6 protein-coding genes are annotated in these 12,361 nt (G+C 74.5%); all 6 read left to right on the top strand.

Annotated features, from left to right (window positions below; genetic code table 11):
• Positions 1-122 precede the first annotated feature (122 nt).
• Positions 123-476, top strand: coding sequence for a hypothetical protein (locus AB0O07_RS02800; RefSeq protein ID WP_365625775.1), 354 nt, complete (start codon positions 123-125; stop codon positions 474-476).
• Positions 473-856 carry a GPW/gp25 family protein gene (locus AB0O07_RS02795; RefSeq protein ID WP_365625772.1) on the top strand — a complete coding sequence of 128 codons (384 nt, stop codon included), beginning with the start codon at positions 473-475 and terminating at the stop codon, positions 854-856. The genes AB0O07_RS02800 and AB0O07_RS02795 overlap by 4 nt, the downstream gene beginning before the upstream one ends.
• On the top strand, positions 853-4,113 hold the full coding sequence (locus AB0O07_RS02790; protein WP_365625769.1) for a putative baseplate assembly protein: 3,261 nt from the start codon (positions 853-855) through the stop codon (positions 4,111-4,113). The genes AB0O07_RS02795 and AB0O07_RS02790 overlap by 4 nt, the downstream gene beginning before the upstream one ends.
• The gene (locus AB0O07_RS02785; protein WP_365625766.1) at positions 4,110-8,123 is read left to right on the top strand and encodes a putative baseplate assembly protein; all 4,014 of its coding nucleotides are present in this window, start codon (positions 4,110-4,112) and stop codon (positions 8,121-8,123) included. The genes AB0O07_RS02790 and AB0O07_RS02785 overlap by 4 nt, the downstream gene beginning before the upstream one ends.
• Complete coding sequence (locus AB0O07_RS02780) at positions 8,120-10,426, top strand: hypothetical protein (RefSeq protein WP_365625763.1); 2,307 nt, start codon at positions 8,120-8,122, stop codon at positions 10,424-10,426. The genes AB0O07_RS02785 and AB0O07_RS02780 overlap by 4 nt, the downstream gene beginning before the upstream one ends.
• Positions 10,427-10,604: 178 nt before the next feature.
• Positions 10,605-12,299, top strand: coding sequence for a DUF6519 domain-containing protein (locus AB0O07_RS02775; protein ID WP_365625760.1), 1,695 nt, complete (start codon positions 10,605-10,607; stop codon positions 12,297-12,299).
• Positions 12,300-12,361: the final 62 nt, after the last annotated feature.

Below are 12,361 nucleotides of genomic sequence, written 5' to 3'. Positions count from 1 at the left end.
GAGACGGGGTTTGCGAAGCGGGTCACGGAACGGGGCACCGAGCGGTTCATCCAGCAGGTCACCAAAGTGGTTCACGACGTGCCACCACAGCGACTACGAGCACAGTTACGGGGAGAGGGAACGTGTCCGGGAATCTCATCACCACCGGTTCCACGATCAGTTGTCCGCACGGCGGGCGTGTCGCAGCCGTCTCCGGTACGGCCTCGGGGGCGACGGGGGTACGGGTCGACGGGGCCCTCCTGCCCGCACCGGGCGACGCGTTCAGGGTCACGGGCTGCCCGCACACCGTCGGCGGGGTGCCGGATCCCTGTCTCAGTGTGCGGTGGATGCCCGTACGCAGTAAGGGGGTTGTGCTGGTGGACGGGGAGCCGCTGTTGTCGGACGCCACCGCCGCGCTCTGTCTCAACGCCGCGCTCGTGCCGCAGGGGGCGCCCGCCGTGGCCGCGCCGTCGGGGCGGGGGGTGCGGGTCCGATGAGGAACACCACCGTGCGGACCGATATCGCCTTCCCGTTCCGGGTCGACCGCCGGGGGCGTACCGCGCACTCCGGGTACGAAGCGCATGTCCGCGACCTGATCGAGCAGTTGCTCTTCACGAGCCCGGGTGAGCGCGTGATGCGCCCCGACTTCGGCTGCGGCCTGCTCGATCTGGTCTTCACGCCCAACAGCCCCGAACTCGCCTCCGCGCTGGAGCTCTCGGTGCAGGCGTCGTTGCAGCGCTGGCTGGGCGAACTGATCGAGGTGGAGACGCTCGATGTGATCAGCGAGGAGAACGTGGTCCGGGTGTATCTGCGGTACGTGGTGCGCTCCACCGGGAGCCGGCGCGACGAGGTGTTCGAGGGGAGTGGTCCGGCATGAGCGGGCCCGGAGGACCGGTGGAGTGCCGAACGGACGGGCGGCGCGGGCGTGTTCGGGCGGCGCGGCTCGGCGGGGTGGACGCGGTGGAGGTGGGCGACGACGGGGTGACCCTGACCGTCACCTTCCTCGGGAAGGCCCCGCACGGGCTGCGCGCGGGGAATGTACGGATCGACGGCGGCCGGCGGATCACCGGGCTCCGCGCCGTCGGTGTGGCGGTGGAGCGGGAGGACGACCTCGAGCTGGACGACCGGCTGCTCGTCACTCTCGACCGGAGCGGGGACACCTCCCGGTACCGGCTCTCTCTGGTCGAGAGGGACCCGTACGGGCGACCCGGCACCGAGCCGTTCCGCGGTTTCGACCAGCGTTATTTCTGGGGGGATTTCGACTTCCGGGGCGGTCTGCCGACTCCCTTCGACTGTGTGGACGAGGCGTCCGCTGGTCCGCTGGACCACGGGGCCCCGCCTGTCATCGACTACACGGCCCGCGACTACGACACCATCCGCCGGGTGATCCTGGACCGGCTGGCGCTCACCAACCCCGGGTGGGTGGAGCGGAACGCCGCCGACCTCGGTACGACCCTGGTCGAACTCCTCGCCCACAGCGCGGATTTGATCAGTTACCAGCAGGACGCGGTGGCCACCGAGGCATATCTGGACACGGCCCGGCGCCGGGTCTCGGTACGGCGGCATGTGCGGCTCATCGACTATCCGATGCATGACGGGGTCAACGCCCGTGCCTATGTGACGATCGAGGCCCGCCGACAGCTCACCCTGCACCCGGGGACGTTCCGGTTCGCGGCGGTGGATGTACGGCGGCTGGGGCCGCGCGACCGGCCCGAGCTTCCTGCCGTCCTGGACGACGGCGAGTTGGACGCGCTGGACGAGCGGGGGTCGGTGGAGGTCTTCGAGCCCGTGGTCGCCGAGACCGTCCCGGAGGACCCCCACAAGCCCAGCGGTAAAAGGGCGTTGGTGGTACGGCCCGAGCACAACACCATCCGGTTCTGGACGTGGGGCGAGAGCGAGTGTGTGCTGCCCAAGGGCGCCGTCTCCGCGACCCTGCGCGATTCCTGGACCGACGAGAAGCACACGGAGCGCGCGCTGCGGCTGGCCCCCGGCGATCTGCTGCTGTTCGAGGAGGTACGGGGCCCCCGCACCGGCACGCCCGGTGACGCCGACCCGGCGCACCGGCAGGCCGTACGGCTGCTCACCGTGGCGCCCGGCGTGGACCGGCTGGCCGGTCAGCCGGTGCTGGAGGTGACCTGGGCGGCGCGGGACGCGCTCGCCTTCGCCTTCTGCCTCTCCACCCGGGGCGGGCCGCGCTGCGAGCCGGTCGGGGAGGTGAGTGTGGCGCGCGGCAATGTGGTGCTGGTCGACCATGGGCGGACGCTGCCGCACGGCCATGGCGAGGGTGCGAGCGAGACGCTGGTCGTACCGCCGGAGCCCGCGGTCCTCGGCTCCTGCGCCCCCTCCGGCTTCGGCTGCTGGGACGCGGACGCCGGAAACCCGCCCGCCAGGCTCCTCAACTCGCTGCTCGACCAGACCCGTTCGGGGCGTCCGCTCACCCCCCGCCAGGAGCGTGAGGTGTTCGCCGTCGTCGGCGACGAGGCCACCGCGCGGGCCGGTATCGGGGTGGAGCAGGCGGGCCGCAGTCGCGAGAAGGTCGTGCCCGGCACGGCGTACGCGCAGGCCGAGGCGGTGGCCGCGCTGCTGGCCCAGGTCTCCTACCCGGGGATCGCGCCCCGCTTCCGGCCGGTGCTGCGCCACTCCCCCGTCGTCCACTCCGTACCGTTCCCCGACCCCCGCCATGTCTCGGCGGGCCAGGCCGACCGGCTGGCCGCGATCCCGGGCCGGGTACGGGAGCGGCTGGTGGAGCTGTGGCGCGGCGCCCAGGACCGGGGCGGGCTCTCCGACGCCGAAGTCCGCGAACTGACCGTGCTGTTCGGGCTGCGGGTGCTGGAGCGCTTCGAGTTGCGCCGCCATCCGGTGCGCGCGCTGCGGGAGTTGCTGCACCGAAGCCCCCGGCTGCTGGCGGCGAAGGAGCGCCGGATCGGGGTGCTGAGCGCGCGGGCCCGGGCGGGCGCGGTGCTCGCCTCCGCCATCGCCTGGGAGATCGAGCAGAGTTGGGGCCGGGGGTACGCGGCGGGGCTGCGCCCCGACGACCCGGTGCTGTACGGCCCCGCCGCCGCCCTCGTACCGGATCCGCGGGCCGCGCTCCCGGCGGTACGGCTCAGCGACGGCGACACGTTCTGGACGCCCCGGCGGGATCTGCTCGCCAGTGGGCCACGGGACCGGCACTTCGTGGGCGAGCTGGAGGACGACGGGCGGACCGCGCTGCGCTTCGGCGACGGGCGGTACGGCGCGCGGCCCCGGCCGGGGGCCCGGCTGGCGACCCGGTACCGGATCGGCGGCGGCCGGGCGGGCAATGTGGGCGCCGAGGCCATCGGCCATCTGGTGATCTGCCGCGACCCGGATCCGGCTGAGGCGGAGGTCGCGGGGCGGCCGGACGGGGAGAAGGGGAGGCGTCCGGACCGGCCGTGGGACCCGACGGCGGTACGCGCGGTACGTAACCCGCTTCCCGCCGTCGGCGGCACCGACCCCGAACCGGTCGACCAGGTAAGGCAGTTGGCTCCGCTCGATCTGAAGCGGGCCCGGCTGCGCGCGGTCACCGCCGAGGATTACGCGGCGCTGGCGACGGCCCTGCCGGGGGTGCAGCGGGCGGCGGCGGAGATCCGCTGGACCGGGAGTGTGCGCGAGGCGCATGTCGCGGTCGACGCGCTGGGCACCGGTGAGCCCTCCGCCGAACTGCTCGACTCCGTGGCGTACGCCCTGGAGGGGTACCGCAGGATCGGGCACGACCTGGTGGTGGGGCCCGCGCGGAGTGTGCCGCTCGACATCCACCTCGCGGTGTGTGCCGCGCCCGGCTTCCATCACGGGCAGATTCTCGCGGAGTTGTACCGGCTGCTGGGCAACGGACGGCTGCCCGGCGGCGGGCTCGGCTTCTTCCACCCCGACGCGCTCTCCTTCGGCACCCCGGTGCGGCTGAGCCGGCTGGTGGCCGTGGCGGCGGGGGTGCGGGGCGTGGAGAGCGTCCGGGTGAAGCGGCTGCGCCGGCTGTTCCAGGGGGATCTCGTCGACGACAACGCACTGGAGGACGGCGTGCTGCGGCTCGGACCGCTGGAGATCGCACGGTGCGATCACGACCCGGACCGGCCGGAGAACGGCCGGCTGACGATCGACCTCGGCGGAGGTGCCCGATGACCGGCTACCCGGGCACAACACCCGGCCACGGAAACCGGGGAGCCAAGATCGGCGGCTCCCCCGGCACTCCCGGCACTCCCGGCACTCCCGGCACTCCCGACTGCGGCTGCGGCTGCGGCGGCCACGACGAGCGGTACGCGCCGCCCGCGCTCTACAACCCGCCAGGCCGCACCGCGCTCGACTACCGTGTCGGGACGTACGGTTCGTTCCTCGCCGCCATGCTCGACCGGCTCGCCTCGCCCGCCTATCCGGCGCTGCGCGGGCTGACCGTCCGTACCCCGGACGACCCGGCGATCGGGTTGGTGGACGCCTCGGCGGTCGTCGGCGACCTGCTGACGTTCCACTCCGAGCGCGCGGCCGACGAGGGGTATCTGCGGACGGCGAACGAGCACCGTTCGCTGGCGCTGCTGGGGCGGCTGGTCGGGCACCGGCCCCGGCCAGGGATCGCCGCCGACACCCACCTCGCGTACACCCTGGACCGCGATCCGCGGGCCGAGGATCTGCCGGTGCTGATCCCCCGGGGCTCGCGCGCCAACAGTGTGCCGGCCGGTGCGGACGAGGAGTCGCAGGCCTTCGAGACCAGCGCGGATCTCACCGCCCGCGCAACCTGGAACGAACTCGCGGTGCGCCGCCGCCGGCCGGCCCTGCTCACCCCCGACGACCTGGCCCGGCGCTCCGAGATCCAGTTCGCGGGGACGGACCTCTCGCTCCGGACCGGTGACCCACTGCTGTTCGTCTTCGGTACGGACGGCACGGGCCAGGAGGCGGGCGGCGAGCGGCTGTTGCTGCCGGTGGCACGGGTACGGGTCGACCGCGAGGACGGGGTGACGGCCATCGGGCTGCCGCAGTCGCCGCCCCCGTCGCTCACCGAACTGGTGACGGTCCTCCGCACCTGGATCACCGAGGACGACCGGGAGACGGAGGAGGGCGACCCAACCCCGGAGAACCCCAATCCGCGCCCCGTATCCCTGTTCATCTCGGTCTTCGACGAGCAGGTGCTGGCGCCGCTGCGGGCGGACCTGGGCGGGATCACCACCCCGGGACAGTTGGTACTGCGCCTCGCCGAGCCTCGTGAACGGCTGGTCGAGGCGGTCGCGTTGGCCGCCGCGTACGAGGATGTCGCCGCCTGGTTCGAGCAGTTGGCTGCGGTTATCGGAGAACTCCGTGCCCGCGCCGCCGATTTGGAGACCTCCCAGCCCGACCCCGAGCCGGATCCGGGGGACGGCTCCGGTACGCCGGCGCGCATCGCCCCGTACCGTACCGGCAGCGGCACCGGCCGTACCGGCCGCACCGGAGCGCACCGCGCCCCGGGCGCCACCGCCCACTCCGCGCTCAGCGCGCTCGGTGCCGTACTCCCCGCGCTCCGCGTCAGGGCCGCCGCGCCGCCGCCGTCCGTACGGCCCTTCGCGCCCGGCTCCGACCTGGGCGCCCGGCTGCTGGCCGCGCTCGATCCCCGCGTACGGGACGGTCTGTACGCGGCCTGGCGGAACGCGACGGCCACCGGTGCGACCGCCGCCGGTGCGACGAAGGCCACCGGTCCGGGTGCCGCCGGGGCCGCTTCCCTGGCCGCGCCCGCGTCTCCCCTCCTGCGGGAGGTGCGGGCGCTGCGGGTGACGGCGGCGCCCTTCGGGGCCACCGCGCCGCTCCAGCCCGTACAGGACGAGCGGGGCCGAGTTGTCCGGCTGACGGACTGGCCGCTCTCCGGCTCCGAACTCACCACCGTGCGGGTCGTGTTCGACACGGCGGGCAAGGTGCCGGTACGGGCCGAGTTCCTGCACGCGGCGCACGGCTCCTCGGTGCAGACCTCCAAGGACCTGCCCGCCGACACCTCGTTCGGCCTCGGCCCCGGCCAGGTCGTGCTGACCACCGCCCCTGCCCCGCGCACGGCGGACGGCGAAGAACCGGGTTCCCCCCGCGCCGTACCCGAAGACCCGGGTGTGCGCGTGCAGTTGCTGTCCGGTCTCCCCGAACGGACCATCTCGGTCGGGCTCCCCGGGGACGACGGGCGGGTGACGGTCACGGTGGACAACGGCGGTCCGATGCGGTGGGACCTGGCGCCCGGCGAGCGGCACCAGACCGGCCACGGAGAGTACGAGGTGACCGTGCGGTACACGGTCGCCGGGGAGCCGCCGACTGTCGAGATCGGCCTCGCGAGCGTCCCCGAGCAGCCCCGCCGCCATGTCCTGGCGCTCGACTCGGTGCAGGACTCCGTCACCGTGGGGAGTTGGGTCGCCGTGGAGCGGCCCCGCAAGGGCGCCCCGACGCCGGACGGGATCCCCGGCGACCGGACGCTCGCCTCGGTACGGACCCGGGTGACCGCCGTCCGTACCGCCGTCCACACCGACTTCGGAATCACCGGGCGCGGCACCGAACTGACCCTCGCCGACCCGTGGCTCGACGCGCACGACGTGCTGCTCTCCACGATCCGGGACACCGTCGTGCACGCGGGCGGCGAGGCACTGCGCCTCGCCGACGAGCCGCTCGCCGACGACGTGGCCGGCAACGAACTCGAACTGGACGCCCTCTACGACGGGTTGAGTCCGGGTCGCCATCTCGTCGTCTCCGGGGAGCGCACCGACATTCCGGGCACGACCGGGGTGCCGGGCACCGAACCGGCGGTGATCGCCGCCGTGGAGCAGCGCCTCGACCCGCTGCTCCCCGGCGACCAGGTCCGTACGACGCTCACCCTCACCGCCGAACTGGCCTGCCGCTACCGGCGGTCCACGGTGCGTGTCCAGGGCAATGTGGTCCCGGCGACGCGCGGCGAGAGCCGGGACGAACCCCTCGGGAACGGCGACGCGGACCAGGTCAACCAGACGTTCGCCCTCTGGCAGTCGCCGCTGACCTGGCTCGCCGCCGACAACGCGCTGGGGGCCGCCCCGACCCTGGAGATCCGGGTCGACGGATTGCGCTGGCACGCCGTGGAGAGCCTGGCCGGGCACGGGCCCACGGACCGGGTCTATGTGCTGGGCACGGACACGGCCGGGCATCCGACGGTGACCTTCGGCGACGGGGTGTACGGGGCGCGGCTGCCCAGCGGCCACGAGAACGTACGGGCCCGCTACCGCTTCGGCACCGGCCGGGCCGCCAACCTGCCGGCGCACCGGATCACCCAGGCGATCACCCGGCCGCTGGGCGTCACCGCGGTGACGAATCCGCTACCCGCGACGGGCGGCGCGGACGGCGACGGGCCCGGTCTGACCCGGCGTACCGTGCCGCTCGCGGTCTCGGCGCTCGACCGGCTCGTCTCCCTCAAGGACTACGAGGACTTCGCACGCTCCCGGGCGGGGATCGGCCGGGCATCGGCCCGCGAACTCTTCGACGGGCGGCGGCGGGTGGTGCATCTGACCGTCGCCGGGACCGATGACATCGCGATCGCCGAGGGCTCCGATGTGCTGCGCGCGCTGCGCTCCTCGCTCGCCCGGTACGGCGACGCGCGGCTGCCGGTCCGGGTCGATGTGCGCGAGCTGGTGCTGCTGCTGATCGCTGCCCGGGTGAAGGTGGCCCACGACCACACCTGGAGTGTGGTCGAGCCCCGGCTGCGCCAGGCGCTGCTGTACGGATTCGGCAGCGGGCGAAGGGAGTTGGGCGCGCCCGTCCATCTCTCCGACGTGCTGGCCACCGCCCACCGGGTGCCCGGGGTGGAGTACGTGGACGTGGACGTCCTCACCGGTGTCCCGGCCTCGCTCACCGCCGACGGCTGGGCGGAGCTGGCGGCGGAGGCGGCGGAGGCGGCCCGGCCGCGCGACACGGTGCCGGCCCGGGTGGCCACGTACGAGGTGGACACCTACCGGGTGACCGCGCCGGAGGGCGAGACGCTCACCTCGGTCGCGGCGCGCCACGGGCTCGCGCTGGCGGAGCTGCTGCGGCTGAACCCGGACATCACCGACACCCGGCGGCTGGCGGAGGGGCGGGTGGTGACCGTCTTCCGCGGCATCAGGCCGGCTCAACTCGCCGTGCTCACACCGGAGGTCACGGACACACTGATTCTGACGGAGGTCACCGGATGAGTTTCCCGAGCAGGCAGCCGGACGGGCTCGCGGAGCTGCTCCCGCAGTGGCACCGGCTGCGCGACGCCGAGGAGGGCGAGCCGCTGCGGGCGCTCCTCGCGGTGATCGCCGAACAACTCGACCTGGTACGCGACGGGGTGGCGCAGGGGTACGACGACTGGTTCGTGGAGACCGCGGCGCCATGGGTGCTGCCGTACCTCGGCGACCTGGTCGGCTACACCCCGCTGCCCGGGTACGAGCGGGTCCGGGCGCGCGGGCTCGGCGCCCCGGGCCACGGCGGGGCCGGGGAGGACGACGCCCTGGCGCGCGGACGGCTCGCGGAGGCGCTGGCGCCACGGCGGGATGTCGCCGCCACGGTCGCCAACCGGCGCCGCAAGGGCACCCTCGCCCTGCTGGAAGAGTTGGCCCAGGGCGTGGCGGGGTGGCCGTCGCGGGCCGTGGAACTCTCCCGGCTGGTCGCCCACCACCAGCCGGTGAGGCTGTACGGCGCGGGCACCGAGGCGGCCAACGCCCGTCGCCTGGAACGCGGTCGGCTCGCCGACCTCCGCCAGGGGGCCGAACTCGATCTGGCGGGCGGCCCGTTCGGGACGGTGGCGCGCTCCGTCGACGTGCGGCGGGCCGGTTCGGCGCGCCGGGCGGGCGGCAACTCACCGGCCGGGGTCGGCCTGTTCGTCTGGCGGCTGAAGCCGCAGCGGGTGACCGGGTCGCCCGCGTACTGCATCGACCGGGCCCGCAACCTCTACACGTTCTCGATTCTCGGCAATGACACCCCGCTGGTGACCGAGCCGGTGCCGGAGCCCTCCCCCACGCATATCGCGACGGCGGACAACGTACCCGCGTACATCACGCGGCGGCAGCTCGCCGACCGGCTCGTGGACTACTACGGGCCGGGGAAGAGCTTCACGATCCTGCGCGACGGCCGGCCGGACCCGGTGCCGCTCTCCGATCTGGTCGTGGCGGACCTGTCGCAGTGGCGGTACCGTCCGGCGCGCGGGCAGGTGGCCGTCGACCCGGAGCTGGGCCGGATCGCGTTCGGGGCGCGCTCGGCGCCGCGTCAGGGCGTCTGGGTCGGCTATCACACCGCGTTCTCCGACGACATGGGCGGCGGGGAGTATCCGCGCGACCGCGAGACGCCGGTCGGGGCGACGGTCTACCAGGTGGGCCCCGGGCGGCCGTTCGAGCGGATCATGGACGCGTACGGGGCGTGGCGGGCGGACCGGCGGGCGGGGCGCTGCGGCCCCGACGGTGTCATCGAGATCACCCACAGTGGCGCGTACCAGGAGCAGTTGGACTTCGAGCTGGAGCCGGGCGACCGGCTGGAGGTACGGGCGGCGGAGGGCACGCGGCCGGTGATCCGGCTGCTGGACTGGTACAGCAACCGGCCGGACGCGCTCAACATCCGGGCCACGGAGGGGCGCGAGGACGACGGCGGCACGAAGGGCGCGGACGAGCCCCGGGGCGAGGGCGAGGACCAGGGCGGGGACGCCGCGAAGATCGAAGGCGAGGCGGAGACCGGCGGCGAGCGGCCGGGCCCATGCCGGCCCGCGCCCCGTATCGTGCTGGACGGGCTGCTGATCACCGGGCGCGGGCTCCATGTCTCCGGGCCGCTCGGCGCGCTCGTGCTCCGCCACTGCACGCTCGTGCCCGGCTGGTCGCTGGAGTCGCACTGCGCGCCGCACTCCCCCGAGGAGCCGAGCCTGGTCCTGGACCGCACCACCGCGTGTGTGGCGATCGAGCGGAGCGTCCTGGGCACGATCGAGGTGGTCGGCGACGAGGTACGGCACGATCCGCTGCCGCTGCACATCCGCGACAGCGTGCTCGACGCCACCGGGCGCGACCGGGCGGCCGTCTCCGCGCCGGAGTGCCGCCATGCCCATGCCGTCCTGCACATCCAGCGCACCACGGTGATCGGCGAGATCCACGCGCACGCGGTGGAGCGGGCCGAGAACAGCATCTTCACCGGGGTGGTACGGGTGGCCCGGCGCGGCGTGGGCTGTGTGCGGTTCTCGTATCTGCCGCCCGGCTCGCGCACCCCCCGGCGCCACCGCTGCCAGCCGGATCTGGTGGGCCGGGAGAACGCCGGGCGGGTCCGCCCGCTGTTCACCGGTGAGCGGTACGGGACACCCGCGTACGCGCAGCTCGCGGCCGGGTGCCCGGAGGAGATCGCGCGGGGCGCCGAGGACGGCTCCGAGATGGGCGCCTTCCACGGTCTGTACCAGCCGCAGCGCCTGGACAGCCTGCGGGCCAGGCTCGCCGAGTACACCCCGGCGGGCACGGACGCGGGGATCGTTCTCGTGACCTGACGCCTCCATGACCTGGCACCACCGTGACCTGGCACCTCCCTGACCTGACGCCTTCGTGGCCGCGCTTCGCGGTGGCCCGGCAAGGCACCCGCGCCCTGACGCACCGTGTCGGCCACCCATCGACCCGCCGCCCATCGCCCCATATGCCCGACCGAACTTCCGAGGGGGACCCCTTCCCATGCACGCAGACATCTCCCGCGACACCTTCCGGCCCGAGGCGCGCTACTCGGCCGTCGTCGCCCAGCAGGGCCGTGTCCAGCTCGACGCGGACGCCAATGAGCAGGCCGCGATCGAGCGCCACCGGGCCCGTACGGTCGCCGCCGATCTGATCGGGGCCCATGGCGGGCCGCGCGACGCCGCCGGCTTCCGGGTGGACTTCAAGGCGGGCAGCCGGGAGCTGGACGACCTGACGATCGGGGGCGGCCGTTACTACGTGGACGGCATCCTGCTGGACGCCACCCGGCCGGCGCCGGGTGACGCGGTCCCGGACGACGACACGGCCTCGTCCGCCGCCGAGGCCGGGGGCGACGGCGGCCAGGCCGGCTCCGGGGCCGGATCCGGAGCCGGGGCGTCCGCCGCCGCGGAGCCGCCGGCCCCGGCCGGCTGGACGTACTGGGAGCAGCCGGACGCCTTCCGCGATCCGGAGCGCCCCGGCGACCGGCTGCCCACCCAGTTCCCCTATCTGGCCTATCTGACGGTGGGCGAGCGCTCGGTCACGGCGGCCGAGGACCCGCTGCTGCGCGAGGTGGCGCTCGGTGCGGCGATGCCCGACACGGCGGCCCGGCTGAAGGTGGTCTGGCAGGTGCTGCCGCTGCCCGGCGGCTCGCTGGAACTGGACGACGCCGACGGGGCGCCGGAGGCCCAGGTCCGCGCCGCGTTCGCCCGCTGGGTCACGGCGCAGACGCCGACGGCGCGGATGGCGGCGCGCAGCCGGCGCCCGGACCAGGCCGGCGAGGAGCCCTGCCTGGTGAAGCCGGACGCCCGCTACCGGGGCCCGGAGAACCAGCTCTACCGGGTGGAGGTCCACGAGGGCGGCACGGCGAAGGAGGCCACGTTCAAGTGGTCCAGGGAGAACGGCTCCGTGACCTTCGCGGTGGACGGACTCGACGGTACGTGGGTGGAGCTGGCCTCCCTGGGCAGCGACGACAAGCTCGACCTGAACGTGGGCGACCTGGTCGAGTTCACCGACACCGGGGCGATCGGCCGGGGCGAGCCGCTGCCGCTGCTGCGGGTGGAGGAGGTCGACCTGCCGGAGCGGCGCGTACGGCTCTCCGGCGAGCCCGAGCGCCATGTGGGGCGCCGCCCCGAACTCCACCCGTTCCTGCGCCGCTGGGACCACCGGCCCGCCCAGCACCGTCCGGGGAGCGCCGGTACGGGCGGGGCGCTGCGGATCGAGGAGGGCGGCTGGCTGCCTCTGGAGGACGGCGTCCACGTCTACTTCGAGCCGGGCCGCACCTACCGTTCGGGGGATTACTGGACCGTGCCCGCGCGGACCGCCACGGGCGACGTCGAGTGGCCCACGGACGCGGCGCGCCGTCCGCTGCTGCGCTCCCCGCACGGGATCGCGACGCACTACGCACCGCTGGCGTGGGTGGCGGGCGAGGGTTCGGTGACCGATCTGCGGATGGTCTTCGGCCCGCTGTCGGGGCCCGTCCCGGCGGCGAGCGCGGCCGAACTGGCCGCGGAACGCGCCGCGGAGGAGGAGAGCCTCGCCGCCGAGCGGGCGGCGGCGGCCGAAGCGGAGTCGGCGGCAGCGGAAGCGGAAGGGGCGGGAGAGGCCGAGGCGGAGCACTCCGCCGTCGGGGAGCCCGGGGCGGCGGAGTCCGAGCCGCCCGCCCCGACCCGCAGGGGCCGCCGGACGGCCGGGAACTGAACCCGGGCGCGCTCCGCCCCGTACCCCACTCACCAGAGCGAACAGCACCCCCTGAAGGAGAC

The sequence above is a fragment of the Streptomyces sp. NPDC093085 genome (assembly GCF_040683935.1).
Classification (GTDB): Bacteria; Actinomycetota; Actinomycetes; order Streptomycetales; family Streptomycetaceae; genus Streptomyces.
This window is presented reverse-complemented; position numbering and strand designations above follow the sequence as displayed.

Bases quoted from the DNA above. Each gene is read 5' to 3' on its own strand.
- AB0O07_RS02785 (WP_365625766.1), top strand. From the start codon at position 4,110: ATGACCGGCTACCCGGGCACAACACCCGGCCACGGAAACCGGGGAGCC.
- AB0O07_RS02795 (WP_365625772.1), top strand. From the start codon at position 473: ATGAGGAACACCACCGTGCGGACCGATATCGCCTTCCCGTTCCGGGTC.
- AB0O07_RS02775 (WP_365625760.1), top strand. From the start codon at position 10,605: ATGCACGCAGACATCTCCCGCGACACCTTCCGGCCCGAGGCGCGCTAC.
- AB0O07_RS02780 (WP_365625763.1), top strand. From the start codon at position 8,120: ATGAGTTTCCCGAGCAGGCAGCCGGACGGGCTCGCGGAGCTGCTCCCG.
- AB0O07_RS02790 (WP_365625769.1), top strand. From the start codon at position 853: ATGAGCGGGCCCGGAGGACCGGTGGAGTGCCGAACGGACGGGCGGCGC.